Below are 13646 nucleotides of genomic sequence, written 5' to 3' on the forward strand. Positions count from 1 at the left end.
CTGAGGCACAGCTCACCGCTGATACTTATCCGCCTTGCGGTTGCCCAACAGCAGCTTGCGTTCGAGCTGTGCCCGCAGCTCTCCGTAATAGGCGGTGAGGAAGGCCCTGGAATCGACGGCATCGACCATCATGCCGATCTTGCGCCCGATCGTCTCGGCCACCGCTTTCAGCGCGAAATAGTCGTCGCGGCGCAGCACCTCTTCCAGCTTGTGCAGTTCGGCAATGCCATAGGCGTCAAGCTGCGCCTGGGTGAAGCGGAAGGCGCGAGCGTTCTGGCGTTGCGACAGGTCCTCGACCAGCGCCAGTTTCGGCGCCTCGACCACCCAGGTTCCGGCAAGCAGGTCGCCGATCCGCATACGGTCGCGGTTGAACAGCGGGAAGAGCGCAAACAGCAGCGTCCAGACCAGCCCGAAGATCGTCGACAGCGTGTCGGCGAGCCCCATCTGGCTGCGGCCTAGGATGATCGACAGCGGCAGGAAGATCTCGATCTCGCGCATCAGGTTGCGGGCAATGACCTGATCGATCGACAGGCCGGCGCCGCTGCGCGATGCCACCCGGATGCCGAGCATCCGTTTGCCGGGTGTGGCGGCGCGGCGGCCGGCTTCGAAGACGATGAAATAGGCGTTGCGCAGGAAGAAGATCAGGATGATCCAGACGATGAACAGCGGCTGCGCGCCTTCGCCTTTGAGGCCGGCCAGCCCGAACAGTGCAACGATCGAGATCACGATCGCCGTGACGATGATGATGACAAAGTCGAGCAGGAAGGCGGCGGCGCGGGTGCCGGCATCGGCGAGCTTGATCCGGAGATCGACGCCTTCCGGCGTGATCAGCGGCCGTATTGTCGAGACGGCAGCACGCCTAGCGGTTGCCATGCCGCACCACCCTGAACACATAGAAATAGCAAAGCCACAGCGTCAGCATGACGCCGCCAATGGCATAGCGTGTCACGTCGCTGGTGATCACCTGCCTGCCGATGCCTTCGAGCAGGCCGGCAAACAAAAGCATGATCGTCACCCCGACCATGGTGGTGGCGGCCACGCGCCCGGCATAGGCAGCAGCCGTCATCCGCGTCAGTTCGCCGGGGAAGGCGATGCGCGTGCCGATGCGCATGCCGGCGGCGCCCGCCAAGGCGATCGCGAACATCTCGGTGGTGCCATGGATGGACAGCCAGCCGCCCAGCTCCAGCCCGAGCCCCTTGGCGATGTAGATCTGGAACATCGCGCCAAGCAGGCAGCCATTCATCAGGATCAGGAGCACGCTCGGCACCGCGAAAGCAAAGCCGAGCGCGAAGGCAAGGATCGCCACCTGGACATTGTGCGTGAACAGATAGGCGGCGAAGCCCGACAGGAAATTGCTGTCGGCGCCGTCATAAAGCACCTGTCGCAGGACTTCGACTGAGGCATCCGGGTTGCGCCCGCCGGCCAGGCTCGGCGGAATGATGGCGTCGAACCAGCCCTTGTCTTTGGCCACCAGCCAGTAGCCGGCGCCGGCGCCGACAAAGGTCAGGACGACCGACAGCAAGGTCTCGCGCCACAAATCGCGAATGGCATGCGGCCAGTCATGCAGAAAGAAATCGCCGATGCGCTGCCGCAAGCCGCGACGCGCGCCATAGAGGTAGAAGTAGCCGCGCAGGCACAGCGCTTCGAGATAGCTGACCAGCGCATTGTCGAGCGACGTCGCCCGCGCCACCGAAAGCGAGGACAGCGCCGAGCGGTAGAGCAGCGGCAGCGACAAAAGCTCGTCTTCCGACAGCGTGCGCGGCGCACGTTTCTCCACCCGGGCAAGCAGCGCCTCGAACGCCTTCCAGTCGGCCTCGCGCTCCGAACGGAAGCTCGCCAGCGACTGCCGCACCGCATCCTTGCCGACCAGCGCGTTCACAACAGATCCTCTCGCTTGAGTTCGAGATAGCGCTCGACCAGTGCCGGCCCGAGCCTCTGATGGTCGGCTTCGATGACATGCGCGCCGAGCAGCCTGAGCCTGCCGATGACTACCTGCCTTTCGCGCAGCAGCCCGCCGGCGACAACCGAGCGCGCCACATCCTCCGGTGCGTCCGGCGGCATGTCGGCCAGTGTCTCCAGTTCGACATCCTTCATCATCATGAACAGCACCAGATGCCGTTCGGTGAGCCGGCCGACGGTGCGCAGCATCAGTTCGGCGCTGATCGGATCGACGAAGTCGGTGAAGATGATCACCAGCGAACGCCGGTCGAGCTTTGCTGCAAGGGTCGTCAGCGCCAGGGTGAAATTGGTCTCTTCGGTGGAATAGTCGATCTCCGCCGCCCGCTTCTGGATCATGGCGAAGCTGGCGGAGCCGCGCACGGCGCCGCTGGAGACGCGCGGCCGCGCATCGAAGCCGAACAGGGAGACCATGTCGCCGCCCTTCAGCGCAATGAACGCCGACAGCAAGGCTGCGGTGACGGCGCGGTCGACCTTCGGCACGCCGTCGACGGGCTCGCACATCAGCCGGCCGCTATCGATGGCCAGCACGATGTTGTTGTTCTCCTCGATACGGAATTCGCGCGCCAGAAGCCTGCCGTGGCGGGCGCTGCGCTTCCAGTCGATCATGCGCCGGCCCATGCCGGGCTGGTAATCCTTGAGCGCCTCGAATTCGCGGCCCTGGCCGGCTCGGCGCTGCGCATGGCCGTCGGGCAGCGCCTGTCGCTGCAAAAGCGTGATCGCCTCGTCGCGGGCGCTGCTGACGTCGGGCAGCACCGCCACCTTGCTGTCCATCGGCAGCACGACCTGGTTCCAGACCAGCCCGAACGGCCCGCGCCAGCGCACCCACAGGCGGTCGAACCTGGCCATGCCGCGCCGCAGCGCCTGGAATTTGAGGTCGAGCGATGCGCTGCCGGCCTCAGCAGTCAATGCCCCGCCGGTGCCGCCCAGCGGCTCTAGCCGCGCATCATGGCCGAGACGCGCCTGCACCGCGCGCGGACGCCCGCCAAGCCTGGCCGTGACGTGGACGGTGAACTGGCTGCCGACGCTGACCTGCGGCGGTGCATGGATGCTGGCGTTCAGAGAAGCCCGACCGCGCCCGGCGGCCGCGTCCACGGCCAGGAAAGCAAGCAGCACGCAAATCCACAAAAGACCGAGATACCACAGAGACGGCAGCGCGAGCGCGATCAGGAAGGCCGGTATTGCACCGGCCGCACCTGCCCAGACTGCCCGGCCGCTCGGATAGATCAACGTGGCGCTTCCGTCTGGTCGACGAGGTCGGTGACGATCTGCTCGACCAGGCGGCCGTCGATCTGCGCCGCAGGCGACAGGATCACCCGGTGGCGCAGCGCCGGCACCGCAAGCGCCTTGACGTCGTCGGGGATGACATAGGCGCGTCCGTCGAGCGCCGCCCGGGCGCGCGCGGCTCTCGCCAGCATGGCGCCCGCGCGCGGGCTGGCGCCGACTTCGAGATCGGGGCTTTCGCGCGTAGCCCGCACCAGCCTTGCAATATAGTCGACGACATCGTCGACCAGCGTGACCTCGCCGACGGTCGCCAGCGCCTTTTCCAGCGTCTTGCGGTCGGCCTGGGCGGTGATGCCGTACTGCTTGATGTCGTGCGAGGCGGTGCCGCCGCCGTGGTGGATGATGATCGTCTTTTCCTCTTCGGGGCCGGGGTAGCTCACCCGGTGCTTGAACAGGAAACGGTCGAGCTGCGCCTCGGGCAGGGGATAGACGCCCTGATGTTCGATCGGGTTCTGCGTCGCCACCACCATGAAGTTCGGGCCGAGCGCATGGGTGGTGCCGTCGAAGGTGACGGCATGCTCCTGCATCGCCTCCAGAAGGGCGGCCTGGGTCTTGGGCGGCGTGCGGTTGATTTCGTCGGCGAGGAGCAGGTCGCAGAAGATCGGACCACGCGTCAGCGTGAATTGCCCGGACTGGAAATTGTAGATGTTGGAGCCGACGATATCGCCGGGCATCAGGTCGGGCGTGAACTGGATGCGGCCATAGGCGACGCCCAGCGCCTGGGCGAAGCAGCGCGCCGTCATGGTCTTGGCCGTGCCCGGTGGTCCCTCAAGCAATATATGCCCGCCGGCGAACAATGCCGTCAGCATCAGATCGACCGTATCGTGTTGCCCGGTGATGGCCTTGGCCACCTCTTCCCTGATCTGTGTCGCCAGGGCCTTCACATCATCGACGTTCACCGAGCCTCCTTGCCGTCCAGTCGTGCAGCTTTTCGGCTGCATCATGCATCTGTGTCAGGGTTTTTGCCGCGTTCGCCGCTTGCAGGCGGGTCGTGAAACCGCCGGTTTCGCCCTTATCGCGGGAATCGAGCCAGCGGTCGAGCGCTTCGCCCTGCAAACCATGCGGCGCGCCGAGCAGTGCGCCGGAGCGCACCCGCGCCAGGGCTCCATAGCGGTCGCCTAGTTCTTCCAGCCGGCCGGCGCGGCGCAACAGCATCGCCGTGGTGTCGACCAGCGCGCGTTTGCCGAAGGCGATGGCGCGCTGATCGGCCCGTGGCGGCCCGAACCGGCCAAGGCCATGCAGGAAGGCAAGTGCCGCCGCCGCCAGGATGGTCAGCGTCAGCGCCAGGAAAGGCGGTTCGACCAGAAGCTTGGCGAGATCGTATTTTCGCCCGACGCCATGCAGCGTCAGGTCGAACATGACGGCACCCTCTTCGGGCTGGAGGAGCTCGATCAGCTTGAGCGCCGCCGCCGCCTTGTCGGGATCTTTCAAGCCAGCGTTGTTGATGAGATCGGGGTCCGTCAGAATGTAGAACCGCTCGTCTTCGACCTCGGTCAGCACGGCCTTGCCGTTGCCGGCGGCAATCAGCGGGTGTTCGTCGGCCACCCATTGCAGCTGGCCGGGAACGCTGACCATTTGCCCTGCGACGTCGAGTTGCTTGGCCATGGTCTCACCTTCGCCGAGCGTCGCCTTGGCGATGCGGCCGAGCCAGTCGTTGACCACCACATCCGGCAGCCGCTGGATCTTCATCTCCCAGCCCTCATGCTGGAACAGCGGCAAGGTCGCCCATTTGGGCAGAACGAACAGCGTATCCAGGCCCTTGCGAAGCTTGATGATGTTGGCAAGCGCATCCGGGTCGCTGTCGGGTGAAATGGTGACGATCAGCAGCATTTCGGTCTCGAGATCGCTGTCGGACCGCGCCATGTCGGGCGCTTCGCCGGTCAGCTTCAGCCATTGCGCCAGACCGGCATAGCCGATGCCGCTCTTCGACAGCGGCGTTGCGCCACCGACGCTCGGCTGGCGAAAGTCGGGCGCATAGGTGGACAACAGGAAGAAGCCCGCCGCCGCGAGCAGGCTGGCGAAAATGCCCCAGAACAGCGTCCTGCGGCTGAACGGTTCCTGCTGGGCGATGTCGGCTGTCGTGTCACTCACATCCAGGCATCCCTGAAGACGAATCGCTCATAGGCGCTGCGCGCCTCCTGCCAGCCCTCTGGCCCGACCGGCCGGCGCGCGAACAGAGCGGCCTCGACGATGCGCGCGATCTGGGTAAAGGCGCCACGCGCCCGCGTTGGCAGCGACGCCGCTCCCGCGATATCGCGCGCGGTCAGCGACGGGCGCAGGAAGTCGGGCAGGCGGCCGGCAATGTCGGCAACGCTGCGGCGCAGCAGGAGATGCACCGCCTCGTCATACTCGCCCCGGGCGGCCAGCGCATCGGCTTCCGACAGCAGGACCTGCGCGGCGCCCACGTCGGGGTGCCATGTCGCTTCCGCCTCGGTCACGCTCTTTTTGCGCCACCAGGGCAGGCGCCAGGCGACGCCTTTCACCTCAAGCAAAATCAGCAGCAGAATGATTGCGGCACCTGTGATCACGGCCCCCCAGAACAGATAGATCATGTAAGGGCCGAGCGATTTCAGGAACTCGCCCAGCGGTCTTAGCCACTCGGGGGTCTCGGGTGGTCTGTAGGCCGGCAGGTCGAACTGGATCGAACCGTCCGACAGCAACTGCTTGTGCAGTTTGGCCAGCCATTCGGCTTGCGCAGCGTCCGGCTGTGCAGCAGTCACCTTCTCGCCCCCCTGCAACCTGCGGTTCGCGAGCCGACACTGGCAATGCAGCGTAACTTTTGCAAGTGGGCTAGACGCCAGTCGTTAATCTTGGCAAATTTACTACTGCGGCTGCCGGACAATATTCGGCGGTGGAACAGGGGGCGCATCATGACTTCGGCAACATTTGCACGGCCTGAGAAATTTCAGATCGGCAGGGTCTTCAACAACAGCTTCTCCGTCATCGGCCGCAACGTCGTACTTTTCGTGGGGCTTTCGGTGCTGTTTGCGGGGGTGCCGGCAGTTATTCTTCGGCTATGGACCGAATCGCGCATGCAGGCGCTCCTGACGGCCAATCCCGGCGCTGCGGCCGACCCCGCCCTGGTGTTTAGCAACATTTGGGTGACGCTCCCGGCCAGTTTCATTGCCTCCCTTTTCGTATTGGTGCTGCAGTCGGCGCTCGTGCGAGCCACAATCGAGGATTTGAACGGCAAGCGGCCGACCTTGGGCGATTGCCTGCAGATAGCCATCCGATATTTTCTGCCGACATTGGCGATCGGCCTGCTCGTCGGCCTGGGCGCAGGCCTAGCCGCGCTTGCGTTGCTGGTGCCCGGCATCATCTTGTGGCTGGGCTGGTCGGTTGCGATACCGGTTCAGATCCAGGAGCGGCTCGGCGTGTTCGGCTCGATGTCGCGCAGCCGCGCCCTGACCAAGGGCAGCCGCTGGTCGCTCTTCGGCTTGTTCCTTGTCCTGATCATCATCGGCATGGTCATCCAGGGCGCGGTGGGCGTGTTTGTCTACCTGTTTCACGACATTGTCGCTACTGTCGTGGCGGCACTGGTGCAGAGCGTGATGTCGATGTTGCTGTCGGTCGCCGCCGCCGTCAGCTATGTCGAGCTGCGCCAGGTCAGGGAAGGCACCAGCATCGACGAACTGGCCGAGATTTTCTCGTAAGCCGACGGGTTTGCACCGCCTTGACCCGGTCAGGTCAAGGCGGGTGCCAGGGCAGGAGGCATCGTGACGTCACTGGCGCAGGACCGACCGGAAAAATTCCGCATCGGCAGGGTCTTCAGCAACAGCTTCGCGGTTATTGGCCGCAATCTGGGTTTCCTTGCTGTGGTTGTCGGACTTTTCTCGACACTGCCCGCACTGCTGTACAACCTCTGGAACCTGTCCCGGGTGGCTACATCTGTGAACGTCGACAGCGCCGGGAACGCCGCCGCTTTCGAAACGTCGGCCATGGGAGACTACTCGGCCTTGTCGATAATCGCTTCCTTGATCATTTTCGTGCTGACCTTGTTGGTGCAAGCGGCGCTTGTCAGGGCGGCGATCGAGGATTTGAACGGCAAGCGGCCGGTCATCGGCGACTGCCTCCAGATAGCATTGCGCAGCTTCTTGCCCACGCTGGGCATAGGCATTCTGGTCATTGTCACTGTGGTGGTGGCTGTTTTTGTGATGGTTTTCATCGCCTGGGTCATCCCCCCTATCGGCTGGCTGATCGGGCTTGCCCTGGCGTTGATCCCAGCTTTTATGTGGCTGATTTCCGTGTCGGTTTCCGTGCCCATTGCGGTTCAGGAGCGGCTTGGCGTATTCGGCTCGATATCGCGTAGCCGTGCCCTGACCAAGGGCAGCCGCTGGTCGATATTCTGGCTGCTGCTGATCATCGGCGTGGCGGCGATGCTCATCCAGGCGGTGTTCACTTTGTTTTTCGGACTGGCGGTCGCCACCACCGGCGGCATTACCGGCGTCGGTGTCCTGGTCGGAGCGCTCGGCAGCACTCTGGTGTCGACGATCTTTTCGACGATGCTGTCGGTGACCATTGCCGTCACCTATGTCGAACTGCGCCAGGTCAAGGAAGGCACCAGCGTCGACGAACTGGCGGAGATTTTCTCGTAGGAGGCGAAAGCTGACTCGGCTGGTCGGACGGCGGGATCTCAGTGACAACAAGCGTGTTTCGCCTGCACGCTCGTCCGTGCTCCTTCCAGGTGAGGTTATAAAAAGGCCCGGCGGCATAGGCGATGCCCCAATGCACGAAGGCGCAATCAGGATCTGTCTCCAGCGCCTTCTCGAAGCACTTTATGCCTTCCTCATGGTTGAAGCCGTAGCACCAGTTCAGCCCGATATCGAACCAGCGCTGCGTCTCGGCCGAGGTGGTGGAATGGGGTGGCGATAGGTGCCGAGGTCGAAATGATCCATGCCTGATTCGCTCTGAGCCGAGAGTCGGTCAGGCGCAATCTGTGCCAAAATTCTTGCGCATGGCAAATGGCATTCGGCTGGCGTGGTCCTCCGAACCCCCCAGCCGTTTTCGTTCTGGAAAGGATCACCCCTCCAGCCACACCTTCTCAAAATGCTGCTCCAGCGACTGGTGCTGTTCGCAGCCCTGCACGCCTTTGCGATAGGTGCGGTAGACCGAGCGCCAGTAGGGCTGGATGATGATGCCGGCATCGCGCAGATTCTGCTCGACCCTGGCCATGATCTCCTTGCGCTGGGCGGCGTCCGGCGTTGCCAGCGCCTTGTCGAGAAGCGTGTCGAATTCCTTGTCGGCATAGGCGCTTTCGTTCCAGGCGGCGCCCGATTTGTAGGCGAGCGCCAACACCTGGACGCCGAGCGGGCGGCCCAGCCATTCGGTTGTGGAGAAGGGGTATTTGCTCCAGTCGTTCCAGAAGGTCGCGGCGGGCAGCACGGTTCGCTTGATCTTCAGGCCGGCCTCACGCATCTGCGCGGCGATCGCATCGCCGGTGCTCTTTTGCCATTCGACGTCGACCGAGATCAGCTCGAATTCGTGGTCCGTCTTGCCGGCCTCGGCGAGTAATTTCTTGGCCTGTTCCGTGTCGCGCTTGGCCGGGCCGATATCGGCAAATTCCGGGTGCATCGGGCCGACATGGTGATTGTCGGCAGGCTTCCCGCGGCCGCCGAGGCCGAGCGCCAGCACGGCCGAATTGTCGACCGCAAGCTGGGCGGCGCGGCGCACCTTGACGTCGTCATAGGGCGCGTTGCCGACATTGAAGCGGGCAACGATAGTCGAGCCGGTGGCGATCTCGGAATTCAACAAGCCCATTTGCTCGGTCTGCGACACGGCGTCGGACGCGGTCTCGTGGTCGGTGTCGATTTCGCCGGATTCGAAGGCCGACAGCATCGCATTGGGATCGGAGCCGTAGTCGACCCATTTGATGCCCTCGAGGTAGAAGTCGCCCTTCCACCAGGGCTTGTCCTTGCGCTTCACCTCAGCACTGGTCTCGGCATTCCAGCTGACCAGTTCGCAAGGGCCGGTGGTGATCGCCAGCGCCTTCATCGGGTCGTCGCCGCCCTCATAGGAGCGGTGCATGATCAGCGCGGGATAGTCGGCCATGCCGGCGATCAGCGAAATGTCGGGTTTCGGCAGATTGAGCTTTACGGTGAAGTCGTCGACCTTCTCGATGCCGCCATCGACCGGCTTCTTGGTGTCGGCATTGACCAGCGCGCCCATGCGTGCGGCGACCGAATTGCCGGCGACGGAAGCATCGCACCAGCGGCTGAGATTGTGGATGACGTCATCGGCGTTGAAGGCGTCGCCATTCGACCAGGCGATGCCCTTGCGCACATGCAGCGTCAGCGTCTTGGCGTCGTCGCTGGTTTCCCAGCTTTCGAGCAGCCACGGCTCGAAGGTGAAGTCGCGGTTCCAGCGCACCAGATATTCGTTGCAGTGGCGCGCCACATTGGACATCTCGACACCGTCGAAGGTGCGCGGATCCTTGAAACCCTTGACGTTCATGGCGACGCGCAAGGTGCCGCCGCGCTTCGGCTCCTCTGCCCGGGCGGGCGACGCGCTGAGGCCGCCCAATGCCAGTGCTCCGGCCGCGCTGACGCCGAAGCCGGCCATGATGGCGAGATATTCGCGCCGGTTGACGCCGCCTTTCCTGAAATCATCGGCAACGGGCTTCGCCTGCGGGTGCAAATTGCGGTCGGTCAGCATGAATTTCATCGTTGTTCCCTCTTTTGTTGGGCGCCCCGACGGTCCGCCTCCGCTGGGGGGCGGATGCGATCATCGGGCGCCGTTGCCTGAGCAGGTGATGATAAAGCGGGCCGATCCCGGGAAATGTTCTCATTTCCGCAATTCTTGTGCGCCACTCCGCAGAGGTAGACGGACAATCTCCCCCCTTGTGGGGGAGATGTCCGGCAGGACAGAGGGGGGCGCTGTCCCGCCATCCCGTCTGCCGACTGGAGTATCTTCACAGATAATCGTTGCGTTGATTTAGGATACTGAAGGGCCGCGATCCTTCGCGCCCCCCTCTGGCCTGCCGGCCATCTCCCCCACGAGGGGGGAGATCAGCGCTTCATCGTTCTTGCCGAGCACTGCGACGGCGGCGATGGCCGCAAGCGTGCACACGAACGCCTCGCCGGCGCGCGGAACACTTTTGCGGGCGCGCAGAAAACTGTGCACCAGCCGCGGCTCCTCATACCACCAGGCGCGGCCGCCGGCGGCAACGACGCGGTCGCGATAGGTCTCGCCGTCCGACGACAGCGGATCGCACTGGGCAGTGATGATGACAGTCGGCGGCAGGCCGGAGAAGTCATTGTCGCTCAGCGGCGAAAAAGTCGGGTCGTCGGGCGGCTGTGCCGGGGCGGAGCGAATGTTGCGGTAGAACGCGATGTCGCGCAGTGTCAACAGCGGTGCGTCGGCATGTTCGACATAGGAGCCGGCACTCTCGTCGCCGCCGAGGCCGGGATAGATCAGCACCTGGCCGACCGCCCGGCGCAGGTGGCGGCGCGAGGCGTGCGCGACCGCGGCGGCAAGGTTGCCACCGGCGCTTTCGCCGACAAGCACGATCGGCAGGTCCGTTGTCACAGCCGCCCATTCGAACACGGTCAGCGCGTCGTCGAAGGCGGCCGGGTGCGGATGCTCCGGCGCCAACCGGTAGTCGGCCGAGACAACGTCGAAACCGGTGCCGGCGCAGATCTCGGCGCAGATGTCGTCATGGCTGTCGAGCCCGCCAAGCACAAAGCCGCCGCCATGATAGTAGACGATAACGGCGCGCACGGGCTTGCCCGCCATCCGGTAGTAGCGGATCGGGATGGCGTGTCCTTCATCGGCGGCGATGATGCCGTCGCTGGCCGAAACCCCCTTGGGATAACCCTGATGGAAGGCGCGGCACATCGCATCATAGACCGACCTTTGCTCGGCGATCGGAAGTTCGGCGGTCTCTGGCGGGAACCAGTCATTGACCAGGTCGATATACTCCCACAGCGCCGGGTCGAGCAGGGTGGCGTATTTCCCCCGCCTGGCGGTCTTGAGCTTGTGGATCGTGCCCATCTCTCAGATCTCGCCGTAGAGCCGTTCGGCGTTTTCAAAGGTGAAGCGCAGCGGCACCGAGCCCTCGACCCGCCATGCATCGACGGTGTCGCCCGCCATCAGCCGGCACGCGTCTATCGTGTTGGTGACGGCGCCGCCATAGAGCCGGTTGGCAAGGTTGAGGATGGCGGTCTGGTGCATGGCGGCACTGCCGCTGCCGCAGGCATCCTTGACCAGAAGCACACGAAAGCCGGATGCGACCGCGTCCTTGACGGTGGCGTCGATGCAGGCCTCGGTCCAGACGCCGGCGACGATCAGCCATTCGATGCCGCGCGCCTTGAGTTCGGTTGCGGCTGGCCCGGCGCCGAAGGCGCTGGCCTGCGTCTTGACCAGCATCGTCTCGCCGGCCGCGGCCGCCACTTCCGGGCAGATTTCCGTCAGCGGATCGCTCTTGTCGGAAAAAGCCGACTTGCCGTCGGCATCGAGCGGATGGAACGGCCGCGCCTTGGCGGTATCGACGACATAGGCCCAGTGATACAGCGGCACGAAGTTGCGCCGCGCCGCCGCCTGCAGGCGCTGGACGTTGGCCAGCACCTCGCCAAAACCTTCGACCAGATAGCGCTTGTCCTGCCGATGCTCTTCCTGGAGGTCGATGAACGCCGCGGCGACCGTGCCGCGTTTGATCGAGATGGGGCTTTTCATGCGGATAGGCCTTGGTTCGCGACCAACGCCGCCGCTCTTCTCGCAAGGGCAGCGCAAGCGATGGAGATTGGTCGTCGTCCTCCGAACTTCGTCATCCCAGGGCGAAGCAGCCGCGCAGCGGCGTCGCGGAGACCCTGGGATCCATTCCGTGACGTCGACCGTGCAGTGCAACTGTGCAGGATCTGCACCGTTGCGGCGCTCTGGAGTCCATGCCGTGACATTGGCCAAGGAATGCGGCGGAGCAGAACTTGCTCCGTTGCGGCGCGGAGGAGTCCCGGCATGGATCCTAGGGTCTGCGCCGCGTCGCTGCGCTCCTTGCTTCGCCCTAGGATGACGAAGGCATAGCTGCCGCGACTATTCCCGAAGGTTTGCGATACCGCGCTGACGTTAGTGAGGGACGCTGCGATCAAACCTGCTTCTCCAGAAATTCATCCTCGTAGGGAAAGCGCGACAGAAGCTCGGTGCCGGTGTCGGTGATCAGGATCTCGTCCTCCAGCTTGACGCCCTCGCGGCCGCCTTTCTCGCCGATATAGCTTTCCACGCTCACCACCATGCCGGGCACGACAACACCGTCGCGGCCGTAGGTTTCATAGTCCATGGCGTGCGCTATGAACGGCGTCTCGCCATGCATGCCGACGCCGTGCATCACCGAGGTATAGCGCTGGTCGACGAAACGGTCCGGGATTTTCCACGCCTTTTCGGCGATCTCGCGAAAAGCCATGCCCGGCCTGACGATCGAAATGTTGTGCTGAACCTGGTCGTGCGCCATGCGGTAGAGCGATTTCTGATAGCCGGTCGGCTTGCCCGGCCCGCAGCGGAAGGTGCGCGAAAAATCGGAATAATAGCCATAGCAGCCGATCGTATCGGTATCGAGCGCCAGAAGTTCGCCCGGCCGGATCTTGCGGCCGCTGGCCTCGTTGAACCACGGATTGGTGCGCTGTCCCGAGGTGAGGAGCCGCGTCTCGATGAACTCGCCGCCCTGGCGGATCACCTCGCCATACATGATGGCGAACAGCTCATTTTCGGAGACGCCGGGTTTTATCGCCTCGCGCACGGCGTAGACGGCGGCTTCCGCACCCGCCATCGACACCTGCAGGCATTTGACTTCCTCGGGCGTCTTGACCGCCCGCACCGCCAGGATTTCGCCCTGACAATCCCTGACGTCGCAGCCGCGCTTTTCCAGCGCCAGCGCCTGCAAATGGCTGCAGCGGTCGAGCCCGAGCTTCATCGAGCCGCCGCCGTGCTTCGTCAAAAGCTCGGCGATCTCGTCGGCGAAGGGGCCGGCGGTTTCGTCGTCGCGGCCCGAGACCGAAGACCATACCAGCTTGGACGGGCGCGCCTCGTCGATCGTGTCGAGCACCATCGAGACATGGTAGCTCTGCGGGTATTCGAACAGCACGATCGGCCCGTCGGTCGGGATGAAGAAATACCGCGTCGAGTTGCGCAGGAAATAGCCGAACATGTTGCGCGAGCCGGTGGCATAGCGCTGGTTGTAGGGGTCGAACAAAACGACGCCGCCATAGCCCGCCTCGCGCATCCAGCCGCGCAGTTTCGCCAGCCGCCCTTTGCGCAAGGCGTCGGCATCGATGAAGGACGGCTCGGTATCCGACAGCCACATGCCGCCGGCGGAGTCGGCCGCGACCGGGTGGCGCATGCGGTCCTTGAAATCCACATCCTCGGTGCTGTCCGGGTCGAAAACGACGATGCTCATGGGTGCGCCTCCTGAAGGGCTAGAC

At 64.2% G+C, this 13646-nt stretch carries 12 protein-coding genes and 1 pseudogene; 2 read left to right on the plus strand and 11 right to left on the minus strand.

From position 1 onward, the window contains the following. Positions 1–12 precede the first annotated feature (12 nt). From X756_RS147100 to X756_RS147075, 6 genes are read right to left on the minus strand one after another with little or no spacing between them, the layout of a single operon-like run. Positions 13–873 (minus strand): RDD family protein, encoded by an 861-nt coding sequence (locus X756_RS147100; RefSeq protein ID WP_023730515.1) that lies wholly within the window; start codon positions 871–873, stop codon positions 13–15. Beyond that, positions 860–1879, minus strand: a complete 1020-nt coding sequence (locus tag X756_RS147095) for a stage II sporulation protein M (RefSeq protein WP_023730516.1) — start codon at positions 1877–1879, stop codon at positions 860–862. Before X756_RS147095 ends, X756_RS147100 begins: the two co-directional genes overlap by 14 nt. Beyond that, the gene (locus tag X756_RS147090) at positions 1876–3186 is read right to left on the minus strand and encodes a DUF58 domain-containing protein (protein WP_023730517.1); all 1311 of its coding nucleotides are present in this window, start codon (positions 3184–3186) and stop codon (positions 1876–1878) included. The genes X756_RS147095 and X756_RS147090 overlap by 4 nt, the downstream gene beginning before the upstream one ends. Next, positions 3183–4139 carry a MoxR family ATPase gene (locus tag X756_RS147085; protein ID WP_023689653.1) on the minus strand — a complete coding sequence of 319 codons (957 nt, stop codon included), beginning with the start codon at positions 4137–4139 and terminating at the stop codon, positions 3183–3185. Before X756_RS147085 ends, X756_RS147090 begins: the two co-directional genes overlap by 4 nt. Beyond that, the gene (locus tag X756_RS147080; RefSeq protein ID WP_023689654.1) at positions 4126–5331 is read right to left on the minus strand and encodes a hypothetical protein; all 1206 of its coding nucleotides are present in this window, start codon (positions 5329–5331) and stop codon (positions 4126–4128) included. Before X756_RS147080 ends, X756_RS147085 begins: the two co-directional genes overlap by 14 nt. Then, positions 5328–5960: a DUF4129 domain-containing protein gene (locus X756_RS147075; protein WP_023730518.1), complete on the minus strand. Its 633-nt coding sequence runs from the start codon at positions 5958–5960 to the stop codon at positions 5328–5330. Before X756_RS147075 ends, X756_RS147080 begins: the two co-directional genes overlap by 4 nt. Before the next feature lie 45 nt (positions 5961–6005). Between X756_RS147075 and X756_RS147070 the strand changes: the two genes are divergently transcribed. Further along, a complete protein-coding gene (locus X756_RS147070) occupies positions 6006–6893 on the plus strand; it encodes a hypothetical protein (RefSeq protein WP_245264537.1) in 888 nt (295 codons plus the stop codon). 63 nt (positions 6894–6956) lie between these two features. After that, positions 6957–7835, plus strand: a complete 879-nt coding sequence (locus X756_RS147065; protein WP_023730519.1) for a hypothetical protein — start codon at positions 6957–6959, stop codon at positions 7833–7835. 73 nt (positions 7836–7908) lie between these two features. Here X756_RS147065 and X756_RS1000000169970 read toward each other — a convergent pair. The 5 genes and pseudogenes from X756_RS1000000169970 to X756_RS147045 all read right to left on the minus strand — a co-directional run. Continuing rightward, a pseudogene (locus X756_RS1000000169970) lies at positions 7909–8135 on the minus strand (tetratricopeptide repeat protein); the annotation flags it as partial. 124 nt (positions 8136–8259) lie between these two features. After that, entirely contained in the window at positions 8260–9900 is a 1641-nt protein-coding gene (locus tag X756_RS147060) for an ABC transporter substrate-binding protein (RefSeq protein WP_023730520.1), read from the minus strand. A gap of 270 nt (positions 9901–10170) precedes the next feature. After that, positions 10171–11229 carry an alpha/beta hydrolase gene (locus X756_RS147055; RefSeq protein ID WP_084569932.1) on the minus strand — a complete coding sequence of 353 codons (1059 nt, stop codon included), beginning with the start codon at positions 11227–11229 and terminating at the stop codon, positions 10171–10173. Between the two features lie 3 nt (positions 11230–11232). Beyond that, positions 11233–11910: an isochorismatase family protein gene (locus X756_RS147050; protein ID WP_023730522.1), complete on the minus strand. Its 678-nt coding sequence runs from the start codon at positions 11908–11910 to the stop codon at positions 11233–11235. A 406-nt stretch (positions 11911–12316) separates the two neighbouring features. Beyond that, entirely contained in the window at positions 12317–13621 is a 1305-nt protein-coding gene (locus X756_RS147045) for a Xaa-Pro peptidase family protein (protein ID WP_023694382.1), read from the minus strand. Positions 13622–13646 lie beyond the last annotated feature (25 nt).

The sequence above is a fragment of the Mesorhizobium sp. LNJC405B00 genome, assembly GCF_000502615.1.
In the GTDB taxonomy this organism is placed as follows: domain Bacteria; phylum Pseudomonadota; class Alphaproteobacteria; order Rhizobiales; family Rhizobiaceae; genus Mesorhizobium.

Bases quoted from the DNA above. Each gene is read 5' to 3' on its own strand.
- X756_RS147100 (WP_023730515.1), bottom strand. From the start codon at position 873: ATGGCAACCGCTAGGCGTGCTGCCGTCTCGACAATACGGCCGCTGATC.
- X756_RS147070 (WP_245264537.1), top strand. From the start codon at position 6,006: ATGCAGCGTAACTTTTGCAAGTGGGCTAGACGCCAGTCGTTAATCTTG.
- X756_RS147060 (WP_023730520.1), bottom strand. From the start codon at position 9,900: ATGAAATTCATGCTGACCGACCGCAATTTGCACCCGCAGGCGAAGCCC.
- X756_RS147055 (WP_084569932.1), bottom strand. From the start codon at position 11,229: ATGGGCACGATCCACAAGCTCAAGACCGCCAGGCGGGGGAAATACGCC.
- X756_RS147050 (WP_023730522.1), bottom strand. From the start codon at position 11,910: ATGAAAAGCCCCATCTCGATCAAACGCGGCACGGTCGCCGCGGCGTTC.
- X756_RS147045 (WP_023694382.1), bottom strand. From the start codon at position 13,621: ATGAGCATCGTCGTTTTCGACCCGGACAGCACCGAGGATGTGGATTTC.